17 protein-coding genes are annotated in these 19,097 nt (G+C 71.8%); 9 read left to right on the forward strand and 8 right to left on the reverse strand.

What is annotated here, in order from left to right; genetic code table 11:
• Window positions 1–226 precede the first annotated feature (226 nt).
• Complete coding sequence (locus AC07AB_RS33500) at window positions 227–1,303, forward strand: hydroxyacid dehydrogenase (RefSeq protein WP_478575095.1); 1,077 nt, start codon at window positions 227–229, stop codon at window positions 1,301–1,303.
• Window positions 1,304–1,457: 154 nt separating this feature from the next.
• Here the strand turns inward: AC07AB_RS33500 and AC07AB_RS33505 are convergent, their stop codons facing one another.
• Window positions 1,458–2,798: an aminotransferase-like domain-containing protein gene (locus AC07AB_RS33505; RefSeq protein WP_478575098.1), complete on the reverse strand. Its 1,341-nt coding sequence runs from the start codon at window positions 2,796–2,798 to the stop codon at window positions 1,458–1,460.
• Window positions 2,799–3,201: 403 nt separating this feature from the next.
• Here AC07AB_RS33505 and AC07AB_RS33510 point away from each other — a divergent pair, with 403 nt between their 5' ends.
• On the forward strand, window positions 3,202–4,314 hold the full coding sequence (locus tag AC07AB_RS33510) for an alpha-hydroxy acid oxidase (protein ID WP_478575101.1): 1,113 nt from the start codon (window positions 3,202–3,204) through the stop codon (window positions 4,312–4,314).
• 304 nt (window positions 4,315–4,618) lie between these two features.
• On the opposite strand, the gene aroF is transcribed toward AC07AB_RS33510, so the two are convergent.
• Window positions 4,619–5,674: a 3-deoxy-7-phosphoheptulonate synthase gene (gene aroF / locus AC07AB_RS33515; protein ID WP_478575103.1), complete on the reverse strand. Its 1,056-nt coding sequence runs from the start codon at window positions 5,672–5,674 to the stop codon at window positions 4,619–4,621.
• A 418-nt stretch (window positions 5,675–6,092) separates the two neighbouring features.
• Here aroF and AC07AB_RS33520 point away from each other — a divergent pair, with 418 nt between their 5' ends.
• From AC07AB_RS33520 to AC07AB_RS33540, 5 genes are all read left to right on the forward strand, one after another.
• Window positions 6,093–6,620 (forward strand): hypothetical protein, encoded by a 528-nt coding sequence (locus AC07AB_RS33520; protein WP_478575106.1) that lies wholly within the window; start codon window positions 6,093–6,095, stop codon window positions 6,618–6,620.
• A 529-nt stretch (window positions 6,621–7,149) separates the two neighbouring features.
• A complete protein-coding gene (locus AC07AB_RS33525; protein WP_478575109.1) occupies window positions 7,150–7,434 on the forward strand; it encodes a hypothetical protein in 285 nt (94 codons plus the stop codon).
• Window positions 7,435–7,663: 229 nt separating this feature from the next.
• Window positions 7,664–8,755, forward strand: coding sequence for a 4-hydroxyphenylpyruvate dioxygenase (gene hppD, locus AC07AB_RS33530; RefSeq protein WP_478575112.1), 1,092 nt, complete (start codon window positions 7,664–7,666; stop codon window positions 8,753–8,755).
• Window positions 8,752–9,894 (forward strand): alpha-hydroxy acid oxidase, encoded by a 1,143-nt coding sequence (locus tag AC07AB_RS33535; protein ID WP_478575115.1) that lies wholly within the window; start codon window positions 8,752–8,754, stop codon window positions 9,892–9,894. Before hppD ends, AC07AB_RS33535 begins: the two co-directional genes overlap by 4 nt.
• A complete protein-coding gene (locus AC07AB_RS33540) occupies window positions 9,891–11,195 on the forward strand; it encodes an aminotransferase-like domain-containing protein (protein WP_478575117.1) in 1,305 nt (434 codons plus the stop codon). Before AC07AB_RS33535 ends, AC07AB_RS33540 begins: the two co-directional genes overlap by 4 nt.
• Window positions 11,196–11,395: 200 nt before the next feature.
• Here the strand turns inward: AC07AB_RS33540 and AC07AB_RS33545 are convergent, their stop codons facing one another.
• Complete coding sequence (locus AC07AB_RS33545; RefSeq protein ID WP_478575119.1) at window positions 11,396–12,388, reverse strand: helix-turn-helix transcriptional regulator; 993 nt, start codon at window positions 12,386–12,388, stop codon at window positions 11,396–11,398.
• Between the two features lie 507 nt (window positions 12,389–12,895).
• Here AC07AB_RS33545 and AC07AB_RS33550 point away from each other — a divergent pair.
• Entirely contained in the window at window positions 12,896–13,348 is a 453-nt protein-coding gene (locus AC07AB_RS33550) for a hypothetical protein (protein WP_478575122.1), read from the forward strand.
• Between the two features lie 267 nt (window positions 13,349–13,615).
• A complete protein-coding gene (locus tag AC07AB_RS33555) occupies window positions 13,616–14,515 on the forward strand; it encodes a LysR family transcriptional regulator (RefSeq protein WP_478575124.1) in 900 nt (299 codons plus the stop codon).
• A 68-nt stretch (window positions 14,516–14,583) separates the two neighbouring features.
• Here AC07AB_RS33555 and AC07AB_RS33560 read toward each other — a convergent pair whose 3' ends face one another.
• The 5 genes from AC07AB_RS33560 to AC07AB_RS33580 all read right to left on the reverse strand — a co-directional run bounded on the left by AC07AB_RS33560 (window position 14,584) and on the right by AC07AB_RS33580 (window position 19,076).
• Entirely contained in the window at window positions 14,584–15,753 is a 1,170-nt protein-coding gene (locus AC07AB_RS33560; RefSeq protein WP_478575127.1) for a M20 family metallopeptidase, read from the reverse strand.
• A 113-nt stretch (window positions 15,754–15,866) separates the two neighbouring features.
• Window positions 15,867–16,544 (reverse strand): DUF1028 domain-containing protein, encoded by a 678-nt coding sequence (locus tag AC07AB_RS33565; RefSeq protein WP_478575130.1) that lies wholly within the window; start codon window positions 16,542–16,544, stop codon window positions 15,867–15,869.
• Complete coding sequence (locus AC07AB_RS33570) at window positions 16,541–17,020, reverse strand: RidA family protein (protein ID WP_478575133.1); 480 nt, start codon at window positions 17,018–17,020, stop codon at window positions 16,541–16,543. Before AC07AB_RS33570 ends, AC07AB_RS33565 begins: the two co-directional genes overlap by 4 nt.
• Window positions 17,017–18,495, reverse strand: coding sequence for a 4-hydroxyphenylacetate 3-hydroxylase family protein (locus tag AC07AB_RS33575; RefSeq protein WP_478575136.1), 1,479 nt, complete (start codon window positions 18,493–18,495; stop codon window positions 17,017–17,019). The genes AC07AB_RS33570 and AC07AB_RS33575 overlap by 4 nt, the downstream gene beginning before the upstream one ends.
• Before the next feature lie 68 nt (window positions 18,496–18,563).
• Window positions 18,564–19,076, reverse strand: coding sequence for a flavin reductase family protein (locus AC07AB_RS33580; RefSeq protein ID WP_478575139.1), 513 nt, complete (start codon window positions 19,074–19,076; stop codon window positions 18,564–18,566).
• Between the last annotated feature and the right edge of the window lie 21 nt (window positions 19,077–19,097).

Raw genomic sequence — 19,097 nt, forward strand, 5'->3', positions numbered from 1 at the left:
CATCTGGTAAGATCGCCCCCCGTGGGCCTCCGAGACCTCGACGAACTGCGTCGTCGTCCTCTACGGCGCGTCTCCCTTCCCCCCCTCCCCCCCCCCTCCCGGGCCCGGGCCCGGACCCAGGCGCGGGTCCGGGCCCGCAGTGCCCGCACCCGTAGGGGCCCAAAGGCCATAGCCCGTAGCGCCCCAGCTCGCCGACCCACCACCGCTCCCTTCGGAGGCACCACTCATGCCCCTCACATCCCGGGCCTCGGCCCCGGCCGGCCGGCGCCGCAGACGGCGCTCGGCGGCCGCCTCGGCGCTCGCCGCCGCTCTGGCCGCCACCGCGGTCGCCGGCTGCGGCTCGGGCCGCGGGAGCGACAGCCGCACCATCACGATGTGGACCTACCCGGTGATCTTCGACGAGGCGAAGAACAAGGCGTACTGGAACGGGCTGGTCAAGGAGTTCGAGAAGCGGCACGCCGGGATCACGGTGAAGGTGGAGACCTTCCCGTGGGCCAACCGCGACACCGCGCTCGCGACCGCCATCGCCTCCGGCAAGGGACCCGACGTCGTCTACCTCGTCCCCGACCAACTCCCGATGTACAAGCGGAACATCCGGGTGACGCAGGCCGGGGACGCGATGGCCCGCCCGGTCGCCGAGGTCGCGCTCGTCTTCACCCTCGCGCTGCTGCATCGCGTGCACCGCTTCGACCACGCGCTGCGCTCGGGCGCGGACTGGGAGACCGCGAGCACGGCCCCGCCCCGGCACGAGATCCACGGGAGCGAGATCGGAGTGATCGGCGCCTCGCGCACGGGCCGCGCCTACATCGCGCTGGTCCGCGCGCTGGGCGCCCGGGTCTCGGTCAGCGACCCCTTCCTGGGCGCCGAGGAGGCCGAGCGGCTGGGCGTACGCCGCGTCTCGCTCGACCGGCTGCTTCGGGGCAGCCGGGTGGTAGCGGTCCACGCCCCCGCGACCGAGGCGACCCGACGGCTCCTCGACGCGCGACGGCTGGCCTCGATGCCGGACGGGGCGGGCCTCGTGAACACCGCGCGCTCCAGGCTCGTGGACGAGGAGGCGCTGCTCGCCGAGGTGCGCGGCGGCCGGCTCGACGCGGCGATCGACGTCTTCGACACGGAGCCGCTCCCGTTGGGCCACCCCTTCCGGTCCCTGCCCAATGTGCTGCTCACCCCGCACCAGGCGGCGGGCACGGCAGAGGGCCGCCTCCGACTGGGGGCGAGCGCGGCCGACGAGGTCCTACGGCTCCTGGACGGACGCGGGCCCGCGCACCCGGTGGGGCCCGAGGCTCTCGTTCGCCTGCACTGAGCGGGGACGGCGGATCGGGGCGGATGGAGAAGCGGTCGGCCGGGGCGGGTGCGTCGCCAGGCCGGCCGCTCTCGGCTTCCCCCTACAGATCGCGTAGGCAACACATGGCTTCCCGGGCGCCGCTCGCCCCGCCGTCCACCGGCCCGCAGCGGTCTCAGGCCGCCCGCAGCCGCTCGTCGATCAGCTCGGCCAGCCGGTCCAGGCCCTGTTCGATACGGTCCGGGGTGAGGGTGCTGATCGACAGGCGCAGTTGGCGGAAGCCCGCCGAAGCGCCGTAGAAGTGGTGCATCGGCGTGAACAGCACGCCGTAGCGGCCGGCCGCGTACTCCAGGAATTCGTCGTCGACGGTGAACGGGACGGTGAGCACCACGAAGAACCCGCCCGTCGGCGCGTTCCAGGAGACTCCGGCGCGGTCGCCCAGCCGCTTGGCCAGCCCGTTCAGCACTCGGTTCAGATTGTCCCGGTATACGGCCGCCTCGCGGAGATTGGCGGCGATCATGCTGCAACCGTTGCTGAGCAGCTTTCCGCCGATCACCGCCTGGCCGATGGGCGAGGTGTTCACGGTGAGCATGCTCTTGATTTTCGACAGTTCGTCGGCGAACAGCCTGCTGTCTCCGCCACTCCCGCCGCCGTCGCCGTCACCGCCGGTCACGCGCTGGTCGGCGACCACATAGCCCACCCGCGCGCCCGGTACACCGGTCTTGGCGAATGAACCCAGATATACGACACGGCGCCGGCGGTCCAAGGCTTTGAGAGTGGGCGGCCGGTCGGGCCCGCTGTGGAACAGCCCGTACGCATTGTCCTCCAGCAGCAGGATGTCCTCGGCCTCGGCGATTTCCAGCAGCCGGTGCCGGTCGGAGGTTTTCATGCTCACGCCCACCGGATTGGCGAAATCCGGCGTCACATAGCAGGCGCGGACCCGCTTTCCCTCGCTCCGCGCGGCACGCAATCGGACCAGGAGGTCGTCCAGGTCGATCCCGAACTCACCGGTGCGCACCGTCCGTACCGGCAGGTCGGCGAGGAGCGCGGCGCCGGTCAGTCCGACGTAGGTGGGGCTCGGGGCGAGCAGTACGTCCCGGTCGTCGGCGCGCAGCGCGCGCAGTACCAGGAACATCGCCTCCTGGCAGCCGACCGTGACGACCACGGACCGGGGGTCGATCTCGATGCCCTCGTCCACGGCGAGGCTGCGCGCGACGAGGTCGGTGATGATTCCCTTGGTGTCGCCGTACTGGTAGAGCGTACGGGCCACTTGGGCGTCCGTCATTCCGCGTTCGGCTCTGAGGTGATCGCAGAAGACCCGCAGGTATTCATGTACCTGCGCCACCTCGTAAAACCCCTCATAGGGGCGCCCGGCCGCGAACGAGATGGCTTCCGGATACGCTCCGGCGATCTGGTTCAGCAGATTCATGGACTCCATCGACGCATCGCCCAGCGATGCGTGCAGCGTGGCCGCGTTCAACTCGGCGAGTGCGATGTCCGGTCGCGCGTTTTCCATGGATGGATTCCTTCTCGCAGAGGACGACAACTCACAGATGACGGCTCGCGGGGCGGCGGCTCGCGGGCGGAAAAGGCACTGCACACCGCACCGAGACTATCGCCCGGAAACACCCGCACAGCGATGACTGTTCATCCCGGACAGGTATGGGCAGCAGCCAAGGGCAGCACAACCCCAAGAAACCCACCTGCGGGAAGTCACGGTAGCGCCCCGGCATCAATCCTGACAGGTGCGGAATGCATGAGGGCAGACGTAGCATCGGGCCCGACCGGCATTGCGTTCCCCATCATTCGCTCAAGTGCTCCCCTGCGTGACAGGACGCCCATGACCGACGCACCGAAACGGACGACTTTCCTCCACGGCCTCGCGACCGAGACGCGGAACTGGAGCGCACGGGGGCGGCGTGCCCTTCGATAGCGGGCCGGAGCCCGCGACGCTCCGCTCTCTGGACGACGTGGAGCGGGCCGCCGCCGCGGTGCTGCCCCCGGACGTACGGGACTTCGTCGCGGGCGGCAGCGGCCGGGAGCGGACGCTGGCCGCCAACCGCGAGGCGTTCGACCGGATCTTCGTACGGCCGCGGGTGCTGCGCGATGTCTCGCGGTGCGCGACGGACACCACGCTGCTGGGCCGACCGGCCCGTATGCCGGTAGCCGTCGCCCCAGTGGCGTACCAGCGGCTGGTGCACCCCGAAGGCGAGTCGGCGACCGCCCGCGCGGCGAAGGCGGCGGGCGTGCCGTTCACCGTGAGCACGCTGAGCAGCGTGCCGGTCGAGGAGCTGACCGCCGTCGGCGGTTCCGTATGGTTCCAGCTCTACTGGCTCCACGAGGACGGGCGGTCCCTGGATCTCGCGCGCCGGGCCGAGGACGCCGGGTGCGAGGCGCTGATGCTCACCGTCGATGTGCCGTGGATGGGCCGCCGGCTGCGGGACGAGCGCAATGGATTCGCGCTGCCGGACCATGTGCGCGCCGCCCATCTGGACGCCGGAGCCGCTTCGGCGGCGCACCGGAACGCGGCCCACGCCTCGGCGGTGGCCGTCCACACCGGCCGGGCGTTCTCCCCGGCCCTCACCTGGTCGCACGTGGCCGAGCTGCGGGCCCGTACCCGCCTTCCGCTCATCCTCAAGGGCATCCTGGACCCCGAAGACGCGCTTCTCGCCGTGGAGTCGGGGGTGGACGCGGTCGTGGTGTCCAACCACGGAGGCAGGCAGTTGGACAGTGCGGTGCCCAGCGTCGAGGCGCTGCCGGAGGTGGTGGAGGCCGTCGGCGACCGCTGCGAAGTCCTGCTGGACAGCGGGGTACGCGGCGGTACGGACGTGCTCAAGGCGCTGGCTCTCGGCGCGTCCGGCGTGCTGGTCGGCCGCCCGCCGGTGTGGGGCCTGGCCGCCGGCGGGGAGAGCGGCGTCCGGCGGGTGCTCGATCTGCTGGCCGAGGAGCTGAGGGACGCGTTGGGGCTGGCAGGGTGCCAAAACGTCGCCTCGGCCCGAGAGTTGTACGTTCGCTCGGACCGTAGGCGGTAGCACGGACCGTACGTGGCAGCGCGGACCGTACGCGGTAGCACGGCCCTGCCGGAACTCGGATCGATGCGCCGACGAGGGCCCGGAGCCGAACCGACGCGGCCGGCCGGCCCTGTGCCCGTCGCCGTCCGCCTCACGTTTCCGGAGGCGCGCGGAGAAAGCTCCTGGTAGGCGCGGTTCCGCGAGCGCCCGCCAGGAGTTTGGGGACTGCGGCAGGCCGGGCGCGCGGTGTGCCCCGAAGGGGCCCCTGCCGGACCATCCGCAGACGCCCCCGGCAACGGTCGGCCAGCCCCCGGCGTACCTCCGGCTACAGGGCGACGGCACTCACCTCTCCCCGTGCCACCGGCCGGGCGAGGGTACGGCCCATCAGCGGCGTCAGCATCTCGATGGCGCTCGCGATGTCCTCGATGTCGGCGTCCACCAGCGCCTGGTCACCGTCGCACAGCGCCCTCTTCGGCTCCGGATGCACATCGATCATCACGCCGTCCGCACCGGCCGCGAGGGCCGCCCGGGTCAGCGGCAGCACCAGCTCCCGGCGGCCGGCCGAGTGCGAGGGGTCGACGATCACCGGCAGATGGGACAGCCGCTGGGCCAGCGGCACCGCGCTGATGTCGAGGGTGTTGCGGGTCGCGGTCTCGAAGGTGCGGATACCCCGCTCGCACAGCACGATGTCGAGGTTGCCGCGCTGCGCGATGTACTCCGCGGCCATCAGCCATTCCTCGACCGTCGCCCCGAAACCCCGCTTGAGCAGCACCGGCTTGCCCGCCGCGCCCACCGCCTGGAGCAGCGCGAAGTTGTGCATGTTGCGCGTGCCGACCTGGAGCATGTCCGCGTAGGAGGCCACCAGATCGACACCGGCCGCGTCGATCACCTCGGTGACCACCGGCAGCCCGGTCTCGGCCCGTACGTCCGCGAGGACGCGCAGTCCGGCCTCGCCGAGCCCCTGGTACGCGTACGGCGAGGTGCGCGGTTTGAACGCCCCGCCGCGCAGCAGCGACGCCCCGGCGGCCTGGGCCATCCGCGCCGCGGCCAGCGTCTGCTCCGGCGACTCGACCGCGCACGGCCCCGCGATCACGGTCAAGGTGTCCGGACCGATCGGCACCCCGCCGACCCTGACCACCGAGCGGTTCGCATGATGCTCCCGGCTGATCAGTTTGTACGGCACCGAAATCCGCACCGCGTCCAGCACCCCGGCCCGGCTGCGCAGATTGAGCGCCTCGAACGCGTCCACATCCCCGACCAGCCCGACGATCGTGCGCGTCACCCCACGGCTGACGAAGGCGTCACCGCCGGCCGTACGCACCAGATCGACTATGGCGTCGATTTCCTCCTGTGTGGCCTCCGGAGCCATCACTATCACCATGAGAGGTTCCTCCCGTCGCTGAGGCTCCCGGGCCGTAAAGAGTCCGGGAGCGGATGACATCATTCGGCGTGCCGTACGGGGGAAATCCGTGCGTCTTCGCTGCCCGGCCGGGGCGGACGAAAGGAATCCGGGTGAACACGTGCGCGGCCATGCCCGGAGCACCGTTCTTTCCGTCCAACAGGTTACGAGTTCCGGGATGGCCGCTCAACAATTCCGTGCTCCTCTCCAGCCGGATTCCCACTGACGGCAGACTGAGCGGTACGGGCCGGTCCGGAGAGACATCCCTCAGCGGTTCGGGCACCATGTAGGGGCCGGGAAGCGCGAACCTCCCGGCTCCTTCGCGCGTCGCGGGGGACGACCTGATCATTTTGATGTGCGCCACGGCGGCGGTGCTGTCGCCGGGGGAAGTGAGCAACCCATGGCCATGGTGGGCCTGTTCTGGATCGCGCAGGGTGATGTGTACGTAGGCGCGAAGCCGTCCGCTCCGGCTCCCGGGGTACGCCTGGCCCCCGAGGGCGTGATGGCCCTGGGCGACAGGCAGTCCGGCCTCTGCCTATGGGAGGACGTGCGCGCCCTGACGGTGGCGGACGTCCCCGTCAAATCCCTGATGCGGCAGGTCGGCGTGTTCAAGGGGATGGCTCTGAACGTGGCGGTGAACCTGGCTCTGCCCAACGGCCCGGGCCGGGTGGACGAGGCACCGCCGATGATGACGGTGCGCGTGGAGACAGCCGCTGGTACCCGCGAGTTGGCCGCTTTCACTGCCGCGGCCGTCGGCTACCCCCCGGCAGAGGTCGCTCTCTCCCGAACCCTCCTGTCCCGCCTCACGGAGGGCGAGGCGACGATGGCCACGACGCTGGCGGAGATGTCGGAGTGGGGCCGTGCGTGGCAGGGGGCGTCGCCGCGGGGGCCGGAGCGCGAGGCGTTGCTGCGGAAGTGGGTGGGCTGACGCCTTTCGGAGCTCCGGCGGTATGCCGGTGCGCACGCGTCGAGGCCGGGGCGGCGTCGCCGCGGCGGGCTTCGCACCCAGCGGACTTCGCACCCAGCGGGCTTCGCGCCCGTCGGCGCGCAGGGAACGGATGGGCGGGCCCGGTGCCCCAACCAGTTGGCTCAAAGCGGCCTGGACGGTTCCGGCCGTCTGTTCCGTCTTCCCGGGGCTCTCGGTCCCGGGTGACTATTGATCAAGGGGAACGGCGGTCCGGGAGGGCCGGTCACCGGGCCTCCCGCTCGAAAGGCCAATCGACCTGACTATTTCCTGGGGTATTTCCATGCCGCTTTCCACTCGGATTCCTGGAACCGCCATCACCGCACTGGTCATGCCGACAGCGCTCATCCCAGTCGGTACGAGCATGAACTCCACGTATCTCCACGGCGCCGGCGCGAGTGACGAAGTCGGCCTGTTCCGGGATGGCGGGCCGACCACGTCCGCCGCATAGTCCGGCCATCCGATTCGGTCGAACCGTCTTATGCGTCTCATCATGGTCACGCTCGCCCCGCGCGGCCGGCATCCGGCAAGCGAGCCGTTGGCCGCCGAGATCTCGGATGTGATGTGGGTATTCGCCACTCCGGAGGCCCAACTGGAGCACGTGAGCATCCGGTCCGGCGGCTGCTTCATCCATCTCGGGTTCTACAGCCGGCTCGACAGCGCGGCAGCGGCCGACGCGACCACGGCGATCTGCCGACGGGCGCTGGCGTCATCGCCTGTCCTGCGCGGCTGGGAGGTCGCCGCGCTCAGGCAAGCACCCGAGAATCCGGATTTCTGACCACCCGACACGCGAATTCGCCGCCCCTGCGCCCGGCGCGTCCCGGCCAGGCCGTCGCCCTGACCGGCGACGGCGACGACCGGGGCCCGCACTGGGCGCCCTCGACCACCGCCGCGTGGCGGCCCTCCATCCTGTCCCGCCCCGACGGGCCTTCGCCCGTCCCGCGCGAATCCCGGCGTTCACCCCGTCCCTTCCCCGGCATCCCCACTGCCCGACGAATGGTTCTGTCATGACTTACGCGCCCGATTTCGGCCTTGGCCATGTCGAGTTCCGCGTCGCCGATCTGGCGGCGGCCTCGGCCGAGATGACCGACCTCTACGGCTTCCGCCCGGTGGCCCGAGCGAACTCACCGGAGAGCGACTCCCTCGCCCTTCAGCAGGGCCGGATCACCCTCGTACTCACTCAGGCCCGCACCGAAAGCCATCCGGCGGCCGATTACGTCCGGGCTCACGGAGACGCCGTGGCGGACATCGCGCTCACCGTGCCCGACGTGCCCCTGGCGTTCGCCGGCGCCGTGGAGCGCGGGGCGGTCCCGGTCGCCCCGCCGTCCCGGCATCCGGACGGCCGTACCACCGCGGTGATCGCGGGCTTCGGGGACGTGGTGCACACCCTCGCCGAGGCCGGCTCGTCCGCGGTGCCACCGGCCTTCACCGCTCTCCCGGACACCGCCCCGGAGGGCTCGGACGCCCTGCCGCCGGGCGAACTCCCGCCGGATGAACTCCTCACGGACATCGACCACTTCGCGGTCTGCCTGGAGTCCGGCGACCTCGATGGCACGGTGGAGTTCTACACCCGGGTGCTCGGCTTCCGGATGACCTTCACCGAGGACATCGAGGTGGGGGCGCAGGCGATGGAGTCGAAGGTGGTCCAGAGCCCCTCCGGTGAGATCACCTTCACCCTGATTCAGCCGGTCGCCACCGCCGCGCCCGGCCAGATCAACCGCTTCGTCAAGGACCACGGCGGCCCCGGAGTGCAGCATCTCGCCTTCTCCACCGCGGACATCGTCACGACGGTCGGCACGCTGGGCGAGCGCGGCGTCGGCTTCCTGTCCGTCCCGGAGTCCTACTACGCCATGCTGCCCGGCCGGCTCGACCTGGCCAGGCACACCACCGCTCGGCTGCGTGACCGGAACATCCTGGTGGACGAGGACCACGACGGCCAGCTGTTCCAGCTCTTCACCCGCTCCACCCACCCGAGCAACACGCTGTTCTACGAGGTGATCGAGCGCTTCGGCGCCCGTACGTTCGGCAGCGGCAACATCAAGGCCCTCTACGAGGCGGTCGAGGCCGAGCGGCTGGCGTCGGAGGGTGAGTCCCGGTGAGCGGCCGGACGCAGACCACCGCGGCCGGTTCGGCGCCGGTGTCCGTGGCGGAGTTCGCGGCGATCGCCGAGCGGGTGCTGCCCCCCGAGGTCTGGGACTTCATCGCGGGCGGCGGCGACGCCGAACTGACCCTCGCGGCCAACCGGGCGGCCCTGGACCGGATCGGGCTCGTACCCCGCGTACTGTCCGGAGCCTCCGGCTGCGACACCGAGGCGGAGCTGCCCGGCGCGCCGACTGCCGCACTGCCGGTCGCGGTCGCGCCGATGGCGTATCAGCAGCTCGCGCACGCGGACGGCGAGCTCGCGACGGCTCGGGCGGCAGCGGCGGCCGGGGTGCCGTTCGCCCTGAGCATGCTCAGCAGCCGGCCGATCGAGTCCGTCACCGCGCTGGGCGGTATCACCTGGTTCCAGCTGTACTGCCTGCGCGATCCAGGCGCCACGGCCGAGTTGGTGCTACGGGCCGAGAAAGCGGGCTGCTCGGCGCTGGTCGTCACCGTGGACGTGCCCCGGATGGGGCGACGGCTGCGGGACCTGCGCAACGGCTTCGCCCTGCCGACCGATGTGGCGGCCGCCAACCTGGACCCGGCGAGCGTCCAGGTGACCCATGACCGGCGGCCCGGTGTCTCCGCCGTGGCCGAGCACACGGCCCGGACCTTCGCGGCCGGGCTGAGCTGGGACGACCTCACCCTGCTGCGGGAGAGGACCCGGCTGCCGCTGATCGTGAAGGGGGTCATGGACCCCCGAGACGCCGTACTCGCCGCCGACCTCGGCGCGGACGCCGTGGTGGTCTCCAACCACGGCGGCCGCCAGTTCGACTCCGCCGTGGCCAGCGTGGACATGCTGCCGGCGGTGCGCGAGGCGGTGCCGGGCCGCTGCCGGGTCCTGCTGGACAGCGGAATCCGCGGCGGTACGGACGTACTCAAGGCACTGGCGCTGGGCGCGAGCGGCGTCCTGCTCGGCCGGCCCGCCCTGTGGGGGCTGGCCGCCGGGGGCGAGGCGGGCGTGCGCAAGGTCCTCGACCTGCTCGGCGCGGAACTGCGCTCCGCCCTGGAGCTCTCCGGCTGCGCCGACCTCGCCGCCGTCCGGCTGCTGACGGCACGGGTGCCGGGCGGCCGCGCGTATGAAGGGGGTGTCCGATGACGACGGTCGAACCCGCCGCGTCCGTCCGGCTCGACCCGGCGGACCTGCACGCCTCGCTCCGCGACCCCGCGCTGCTGTCGATGAACTTCCTCAACGAGGTGGCGAACCGGTTCCCGGACGCGATCTCCTTCGCGCCCGGCCGGCCGTGCGAGGACACCTTCGACCTCGCCGACCTGCATCGCTACCTCGACGCCTACGCCGCCTATCTGACCGGGACGAAGGGCTACGACCGTACGCGGGTCCATCGGGAGCTGTTCCAGTACGGCCGCACCAAGGGCATCGTCCACGAACTCATCGCGCGGCAGCTCGCCGTGGACGAGGGGATCACCGTGGACCCGGAGGCCGTCCTGGTCACCGTCGGAGCCCAGGAGGCGCTCTGGCTGGTGCTGCGCGCCCTGCGGGCCACCGACCGCGATGTGCTGCTGGCCGTGGCGCCCACGTACGTCGGGCTGACCGGCGCCGCCCGCCTGCTGGACTTCCCGGTCCATCCGGTCGGCGAGGGCCAGGACGGTGTGGACCCGGACGACCTGCTCGCCCGGATCGCGGCCGCCCGTGCCGAGGGGCTGCGGCCCCGGGCGCTCTACCTCGTGCCCGACTTCTCCAATCCGAGCGGCCTCAGCATGACCGTACGCAGCCGCCACCGGCTGCTGGAGATCGCCGCCGAGCACGATCTGCTCCTGCTGGAGGACAATCCGTACGGGTTCTTCCAGGCCGTGGAGGGCGAGCGGCCGCCGACCCTGAAGGCGCTCGACACGGGGCAGCACGTGGTCTATCTCGGGTCGCTGGCGAAGACGTGCTTCCCCGGCGCCCGGGTGGGTTTCGCCGTGGCGGACCAGCGGATCGCGGGACCGGAGGGCGGGCTGCTGGCCGACGAGTTGTCGAAGGCGAAGAGCATGCTCACCGTGAATACCCCGGCGGTGAGCCAGGCCCTGGTCGGCGGCATGCTGCTGGAGCACGGGGGCAGCCTGCTGCGGGCCAACGAGCGACAGATCGGCATCTACCGCCGCAACCTCGACTGCCTGTTGCGCGGGCTGAGCCGACGCCTCGACGGCCTGGCGGGGGTCCGCTGGAACACGCCCGCCGGTGGCTTCTTCGTGGGTCTGACGGTGCCGTTCCCGGTCACCGACGAGTTGCTCGACATAGCGGCGAACCAGCACGGCGTGCTGTTCACGCCGATGCGCCACTTCCACGACAGCGAGGTGGCGGCGCGGCAGATGCGGCTGTCATGCAGCTACCTGACGACAGATCAGATAGAGACGGGGCTGGACCGGCTGACCACGCTGATCACGGAGCGGATCTGACCGCGGAGCCGACCAGGACCGCTGACCGGGCCCGCTGTCCCGCCAGGGTCCCGGCCCCGGTCGCCTTACGGCCGGGGCCTCCGCTCACACCCGCCGAGGTGAGCGCGGAGCCCCGCCCGTACGTCCTCGCCGTCGGCCCGGCCCGGCCCGGCGAATCCGGCCCAGCCGGGCCGACGGCGAGGAGTCCGCGGGGGCCGGGGTCAGAGCCAGCCGTGCTGTGCGGCCTTGACGCCCGCCTCGAAGCGGCTGCGCGCGCCCAGGCGCTCCATGATCGAAGCCATCATGCGCCGGGAGGTGCGGGGCGAGATGAAGAGCTGCGCGGCAGCGGACTCGTCGGTGTGCCCTTGCGCGATGAGCAGGAGCAGTTCGCGCTCCTGCTCGGACAGACCGGTCCGGCTGGTCTCGCGGTCCGCGCCCAGCGGGGTGGCGACATTCCAGACGCACTCGAAGAGCGCGACCAGTGAGGCGACGACGCCCGTTCTGGTCAGGCAGAGCGCGCCTTCGCGGGGGTCGGCGGGGTCGATGGGCAGCAGGGCGACCGAGTCGTCGACGAGGACCATGCCCGGCGGCAGGCTCGCCGTCGTACGGAACTCACCGCCGTGGCCGGTGAGCCACCGGGCGTACTCAAGGGTGACCGGATCGCGGCGGGTGGCGTCCAGCCCGACGGTGCGGACGGCCGCTCCGCGTCGGAGAACCGATGCGTCGTTGCGGCGCGCGGCCGCCAGCGACGACGGTGACTGGGCGCCGCCCGGCATGAAGGTCGCCACCGTTCGGGAGGCGTTGCACGAGAGCTGTTCGATCCGTTGCCGCACGGCCTGGACGCCGTCGAGTCGCTCGGTGCCGTACTCGTCACCGGCCCGGTCGTGGACGGTCTGCCGCCCGCTCTCGGCCAGCATGCGGGTGATCAGCTGCTGGCTGTCGGCGATCCGCTGCTGCCGTTCGAGCAGTTCGTGCCGCTCTTGGGCCAGCAGTTCCTGAAGACCCACAATGGGGTCGACGGCGAAAAGCTGGCCGGGGCTCTCATAGGACTCCTTCAGCAGTCTGAAGTCGAAGAGCACGTCTAAAGCGGCGCGTATGTCGTCGGTGGACAGTGAGAGATGGGTGGCGAGTTCTTCGACGGACAGCTCCTGGTGCTTGAGCATGGCCCGGTAGACGGTTTCGGTGATCCCCTGCACGCCGAGAAACGGAAGCAACGTACGACTCCTTGGACAGCCGGCGGCTCCCGCCACGGGGCGAACGCGGCGCATACGGTCTGGTCGCCCACGGTCCTACGGACCGCACGTGACCGACACTCCGACCCGGCCCGCGCAACGGCCCCGCGACCACCGCCGACAATGCGGACACGCGGGTACGGCTCGATGCTCTTCACTCTTCTTCGTCCGAGGAGTGCGCCTTCCCCGACGACGAACAGGCCCCTGCACAAGCCCCTTCGCCCCGGGCCGGACGCGCTCCTCCGCCATGTGGTCAAGGACCGGACAACCCGCCTCGTAAAAGGCCGAGGCTAACGGGCGGCACGAAGATCGGCCATGGCTCCTCCCCTCGCGGCACGCGGCGCGCCGTTGTCAGTGCCCGGGGCTACGCTCAGTTTTCGGAGGTCATCGGTACGGCGACGAGCCGGTGGCGGGGGCCGGTGCAGCATCGCCGTGCCCGAATCCGCGCCCACGATCGAGCACTTCAGAATCCTCAAGGGGAGATCTGCCATGAGCAGCGCCGAAGGCAGCACGCAGAAGCGATTCACGGCCGAAGAGCGGGCCGCGATGAAGGACCACGCCCAAGAGCTGAAGAAGGCGTCCCGCCGCGGTTCGCGCGCGGACAAGGCGGAGGAGGCGAAGCGGGACGTCACCGCGAAGATCGCCGAGATGGGGGACTCGGACCGGATCATGGCCGAGCGCGTCCACGCCATCGTCACGGCCGCCGCCCCGGCGCTCGCCCCGAAGCTCTGGTACGGAATGCCCGCCTACGCGCTCGACGACAAGATCGTCTGCTTCTTCCAGAGCGCGGCGAAGTTCAAGGCGCGCTACGCGACGCTCGGGTTCAGCGACCTGGCGAAGCTGGACGAGGGCACGATGTGGCCGGCCGCCTTCGCCCTGACCGAGGTGACGGCCGAGGCGGAAGCGCGCATCAGCGCGCTCGTGAAGCAGGCGGTGGGCTGAGCCGCCCCGGTCCGCTTCCGCTCGCTGAGCAGCGCCGGTCCGGTCGCGGAGGGCATCGCCGAGCAGGCCGTATGCGTCACACGCGGCGCCGCCGCACCGCCCCCCTGGCGCAGGGCCGGTCCGGCGCGGCCGGCGGTCAGCCATGAGCGGCGACGTGCCCGCCCGCTTCCCCGCAGGTCACGTGAGCTCAGTCGATCACGAGGCCGTCGGTCAGCGGACGCGGACGGAAGCTGATCCCGGTGCGGCCTTCAGCGATAACCTGAAGGCATGGCCGACCTGGAGACCCGAGAGCTTGAGTACTTCATCGCGGTCGCCGAGGAGCTGCACTTCGGCCGTGCCGCCGTCCGGCTGTCGATCGCGCAGCCGGCGCTGTCGAAGGCGATCCGGCGGGTCGAGACGCGGCTCGGGGTGCGGCTGCTCGTACGGTCGAGCCGTCATGTCTCGCTCACGCCGGCCGGTGAGGCGTTGCTCCAGCACGGTCGCCACGCGGTGAACGCGGTCAGCGCCGCGGTCCACAGTGCGCGGCGGGCCGGTGACGCCGAGGCGCGTCTACGCCTGGTGATCAAGCCGGGGGGCGATGCCAACCTGCTGTCCGGGATCCTCGCCGCGTACGCGCGCCGGCCCGACGCGCGCAGGGTGGACATCCTGTTCAGCGGCGGCACGGACCGGGTCGATTACCTGCGTGACGGCCGAGCGGATGTGGCGCTGCTGTACGTGCCCTTCGACGATCTCAAGGGCCTGGCCCACGAGACGCTCTACATCGAGGGGCGCGTCGCGATCCTCCCCGCCGACCACCGGCTGGCCTCGCGCACCGAGCTGCGGATGGCCGATCTCGACGGCGAGACGATGCCGCGCTGGAAGGGCGTCCCCGACGGCGGAACCGGGCCAGAGGTCGTGGACGTGACACAGATGACGCACCTGATCGCCCTCGGGCGCATGGTCGCGGTCCTTCCCCGCTCGCTCGTCGAACCCGTCCCCGCGGGGCTCGTGTGCCTCCCGGTGACCGACGCGAGCACCAGCCGGATCGTCGTCGCATGGCCCGAGCTCGACCGCCGTCCCCTTGTCGCCTCGTTCGCGGCCGCGGCAGTCGCCGCGAACCCCGCACCCGCGCACGGCACCGGCCCGGACGCGCCGCGCGCTGCGGCCGTGTCCGGCCCGGCCACCTGAGAGCCTGGGTCGTACCCCTGGCCCGAGCGCGCCGAACTGTCATCGGCCGACGGACGCCGGACAGCCCCTCAGCCGATGAGCCGCCCCCGCTCCCCCGCGTCCGAGGCCACCGCCGCAGCCGTCAGCGCCATCGCCGTGGCCCCGTCGAGGACGGCGCGGTCCGCCTCGCCGCCGACGCAGTGCGCGGCGAACTCCTTCTGGTGGTTGACGGCGGGCAGCGAACCGATGCCGAGATAGGGGTGGATGGCGGGCAGGACGCGCGACACATTGCCCATGTCGGTCGAGGCGCGGTTCATCCGGGCCGCCGGGGTGCCCGCCTCGAAGCGGCGGCCCAGTTCCTGGGCGGTGCGCCGGTAGACGGCGAGCAGCCCCGCGTCGTTGCGGAACTCCGAGTACGGGCGGCTCTCCGGCTCGATCTCCAGCTCGCACCCCGTCGCCAGCGCGCCCGCCTCGAAGCAGCGCTCGACGCGCGGGCGCAGTTCGTCGAGGTGCTCCAGGGTTTCCGCGCGTACGTACCAGCGGCCCTCCGTCAGCTCCGGGATGGCGTTGGGCGCCTCGCCGCCGCGCGTCAGCATGCCGTGCACCCGTGTCCCTCCCGGCAGTTGCTGGCGCAGCAGACCGATCGCGACCTGGGCGAGGGTGAAGGCGTCCGCCGCGTTGCGGCCCTGCTCCGGGTAGGCGGCGGCGTGCGCGGCCTTGCCGTGGTAGCGGACCTTGAGATGGGCGACGGCGAACGGGTCCGCCTCCGCGACGTCGACGGGCCCGGGGTGGACCATCATCGCGGCGTGCACCCCGTCGAAGGCGCCGCGCTCCAGCATCAGGATCTTGCCGCCGCCGCCTTCCTCCGCCGGGGTGCCGAAGACCGTGACGGTCAGGCCGAGTTCGTCGGCGAAGGGGGCCAGCCCCGCGGCCGCGCCGACCGCGGCCGAAGCGATGATGTTGTGGCCGCAGGCGTGGCCGAGTCCGGGCAGCGCGTCGTACTCGGCGCAGATCCCTATGTGCAGCGGCCCGGTTCCGGCGGTCGCGGTGAAGGCGGTGGGCAGCCCGGCGGTGCCGGTCCGGACGGTGTAGCCGAGGTCGTCCAGCGCCCCGGCCGTCCAGCGGGCCGCCTTCTCCTCCTCCCAGGCCACCTCCGGGTGCGCGTGAATGCGGTGGCTGAGGGCCAGCACGTCGTCGGCCGCCGCCGCGACGGCACGGCGGATTCCGCTCGTACGTCCCCCGGAGCTCGTACGCCCCACGGAGCCCGTACGTCCCTCGGAGTCCGCACGCCCTACGGAGCTCGTACGTGCCTCCGCTCCCGTGCTTTCCCCGGAGCCCGCCCGCTCCCCGGACCCCCTGCGCTCCCCCGTGCTCACGCGTCCCCCGGCACGCCGAAGGAGGGCGCCTCGCCCGGGGCGAGCGCGCGCTGGACGTACAGCTGTTCCTGCGGCTCCCAGAGCTTCCACAGCGCGGCCAGTTCGGCGATCGGGTCGCCGTCGGTCCAGTCAATGCGGAGGTCCGTCACCGGCCACGGCACGTCGCCGCTGACGAGCAGCCCGGCCGAGCGCACCGGGCCCTCTTCCCCTCCCGCCGCCGCGCCCGCGCCGAGCGCGTCGACGAGGCGTCGGGCGAGCGGGGCCGCCGGGTCGGCGGCGAAGGAGTCGAGGACGGCCCGCGGCACGCCGGGGTCGGCGAGGAGGTTGCCGGCGGCGACCGCGTCGGGGCCGGTGGCCTCCGCGTGCCGGCCCAGGGTGTGCGCCCCGGAGTACGCGGCGCCCGGCCCGTCGGCCCCGACGGCGGTCAGCTGCCGGTAGGGGATGTGCGGTTCGGCGCGCGCGGTCTCGCGGATCGCGGAGGCGGCGGACGCACCGCCCTTCAACAGGTCGAGCAGGCGGGCGCCGAGCCGGGGGTCGGTGATGTTCTGCGAGCAGACCGCGCCCACCCCCGCCCTGACGTACGCGCAGCGGGCGGCGACGGCGGGCGACGAGGAGGTGACGGCGACCCCGAACTGTCCGGTGCGTGCGCAGCGGGCGGCGATCGAGAAGGTCATGCCCCCTCCCCCTTCCGCACGGCCGCGGCGCGCGCGGCGGCCGCTTCGGCGCGCCGTTCCGCGGGGATCACCGCCGTGGCGTCGATCTCGACGAGCCACTCGGGCCGGGCGAGCGCGGAGACGACGAGGCCGGTGGAGACGTAGTGGACGCCCTTCAGCCAGCGGCCCATGACGCGGTAGACGGGCTCGCGGAACCGGATGTCCGTCAGATAGACGGTGATCTTGACGATCTCGTCGAGGCGGCTGCCGCACTCTCCGAGCAGCATCGCGATGTTGGCCATCGCCTGCTCGGCCTGGGCCGCCACATCGCCGACCCCGACGCTCTCGCGCGCGGCGCTGTCGATGTTCTGCCCGATCTGGCCGCGCAGATAGACGGTGCCCTCGGCGACGACGGCCTGCGCGAGGTCGTTGGAGAGGTCCTGTTCGGGATAGGTGGCCGCGGTGTCGAAGGGCCGGATGCGGTCGTGGACGGTCACTTGGCGGCCTTCCTTCCCAGCGAGCCGAGCACGTTGTCGGAGAGCCCGGCCGCGTCCTTGACCAGGTCGAGCGGCCCGTCCCAGCCGAAGTTGCGGTAGACGGCGCCCAGGTGGGCGAACGGCGGCGACTGCGCGAAGAGCTGGAAGGTCAGCCGGTGGCCCGCGTAGTCGGAGTTCAGCAGGTCGCGGGCGTACGCGAGGAGTTTGCGGCGGTCCTCCGCGACCCAGTGCTCGTTGACCGAGTAGAACTTCTCCAGCCACGGCCCGGTCTCGGGGTCGTCGAAGGACGCCTTGTCCGGGGTGATGCAGATCTGGCCGCCGCACAGTTCGCGTGCGATGTGCATCATCTCGTGGAGCTGCGAGCAGGCCAGCACCCGGCCGGTGTAGAGGAGCGACTGGTTGGGCATCAGCAGCCCGCCGGGGCTGGGCTCCGCCATGGCTATGGCGGCGGTGAGGTGCGCGTTGATGCCCTCGCGGTAGCAGGCGAGCGTGGCCAGCTTCTCCTGTACGGCCTGCTGCTTCTCCAGTCCCGTCTGCTTCACGTTCCACAGCGCGGCGCCGATCATCAGGTCGGCGAGGCGCAGGTTGCGCTGGGTGAAGGCGTAGGCGCTGTAGCGGTGCAGGGTGGCGCGGATGAAGGTGGCGGCCTTGGTGTCGCGGTAGAAGAGGATGTTCTCCCAGGGGATTTCGACGTCGTCGAAGACGACCAGGGTGTCGACCTCGTCGAAGCGGTTGGAGACGGGGTAGTCCTCGATGGGCTTGGCGCCGCCGGCGAAGCCGGTGCGGCAGATGTACTTGAGCCCGGGGGCGCCCATGTCGAGCATGAACCCGAGGGCGTAGTCGGAGAGTTCGGAGTCGCCCCAGTTGGCGATGGTCGGCTTGGCGAACGCCTGGTTGGAGTAGGCGGCGGCCGTCTCGTACTTGGCGCCCCGCACGACGATGCCGCGGTCCGTCTCGCGCACGGCGTGCAGCAGCATGTCGGGGTCCTGGTCCTGGGGGCGCTTGGAGCGGTCGCCCTTGGGATCGGTGTTGGCGGAGACGTGGAACGGGTCGCCGAAGCAGGCCAGGTCGATATGGCGCTTGACGTTCTCGGCATAGGCCGGGTTGATCTGGTTGAGGACGTCCTGGCCGTCGATGAGGGACCACACCTCGCCGATGGTCTCGTCGCCGACGCGGGTGACGACGCCGCCGGCGTCGGTGAGCACCGCGTCGGTGGCGGCCCGCTTGTCCTCCCAGTCCTCGCGGGTGCGGGGCGGCTTCTGCTGAACGGCGTTGAGTTCGCCGCTCTCCTCGTCCGTGTAGGTCATGACGGCGCTGGTCTCGGGGTCGTGCGCCATGTCGTAGATCCGGGACCGGATGTCGACGAGCGGCTTGAAGGCGGGGTGCGTGGGCACGTCCTTGATCTTCTCGCCGTTCATCCAGACCTCGCGGCCGTCGCGGATCGACTCGCGGTACTGCTCTCCGGTGCGGATCATCTGCGTACTCCTTGTCCTGGGCTCTCAGAGGGGGCGGCGGGCACCGCCAGAGGGGGCGGCGGGTGCCGTCAGAGGGGGCGGTGGGTGCCGTAGGTGCGGGCGTGGTGCACCAGCGGGAGGGCGTCCGGGGAGACGGCGGCGGCGGTGACGGCGCCGAAGAGGACCCGGTGCGTGCCGGAGACGACGGCGTCGCCGAGTCGGCAGTCGAAGACGGCGGCGGCGCCGCGCAGCAGCGGCGAGCCGGTGCCGAGGGTGTCCCAGTCGGCGCAGGTGAAGTCGTACGGTGCGCCGGCGCCGGGCCGGCCCGCGAAGACGTCGGAGACATGGGCCTGTTCGGCGCTCAGGACGCTGACGGCGAAGTGGCCGTTGCGGGCGGCGGCTTCGGCGAGCGGGCTGCGTTCGTTGACGCAGACGAGCAGCGACGGCGGATCCGCGGTGACGGAGCACATGGCGCTCACGGTCTGGGCGAAGCGGCCGGCGGGCCCCTCGGTGGCGACCACGGTGACGCCGGTCGCGGCATTGCCCATGGCCGCGATGAAGTCCTGCCGTGGGGTGGTGAGTTGGTCCGGGGCGATGCTCATGGTCGGCCTCCCTCGGCGCGG

This window comes from Streptomyces sp. NPDC044033 (assembly GCF_056434425.1).

Excerpts from the sequence above, each read along its gene's own strand:
- AC07AB_RS33580 (WP_478575139.1), bottom strand. The coding sequence starts at position 19,076 with ATGAGCATCGCCCCGGACCAACTCACCACCCCACGGCAGGACTTCATC.
- AC07AB_RS33500 (WP_478575095.1), top strand. The coding sequence starts at position 227 with ATGCCCCTCACATCCCGGGCCTCGGCCCCGGCCGGCCGGCGCCGCAGA.
- AC07AB_RS33520 (WP_478575106.1), top strand. The coding sequence starts at position 6,093 with ATGGCCATGGTGGGCCTGTTCTGGATCGCGCAGGGTGATGTGTACGTA.
- AC07AB_RS33575 (WP_478575136.1), bottom strand. The coding sequence starts at position 18,495 with ATGATCCGCACCGGAGAGCAGTACCGCGAGTCGATCCGCGACGGCCGC.
- AC07AB_RS33565 (WP_478575130.1), bottom strand. The coding sequence starts at position 16,544 with ATGACCTTCTCGATCGCCGCCCGCTGCGCACGCACCGGACAGTTCGGG.
- aroF (WP_478575103.1), bottom strand. The coding sequence starts at position 5,674 with ATGGTGATAGTGATGGCTCCGGAGGCCACACAGGAGGAAATCGACGCC.
- AC07AB_RS33505 (WP_478575098.1), bottom strand. The coding sequence starts at position 2,798 with ATGGAAAACGCGCGACCGGACATCGCACTCGCCGAGTTGAACGCGGCC.
- AC07AB_RS33525 (WP_478575109.1), top strand. The coding sequence starts at position 7,150 with ATGGTCACGCTCGCCCCGCGCGGCCGGCATCCGGCAAGCGAGCCGTTG.
- hppD (WP_478575112.1), top strand. The coding sequence starts at position 7,664 with ATGACTTACGCGCCCGATTTCGGCCTTGGCCATGTCGAGTTCCGCGTC.
- AC07AB_RS33555 (WP_478575124.1), top strand. The coding sequence starts at position 13,616 with ATGGCCGACCTGGAGACCCGAGAGCTTGAGTACTTCATCGCGGTCGCC.
- AC07AB_RS33550 (WP_478575122.1), top strand. The coding sequence starts at position 12,896 with ATGAGCAGCGCCGAAGGCAGCACGCAGAAGCGATTCACGGCCGAAGAG.
- AC07AB_RS33540 (WP_478575117.1), top strand. The coding sequence starts at position 9,891 with ATGACGACGGTCGAACCCGCCGCGTCCGTCCGGCTCGACCCGGCGGAC.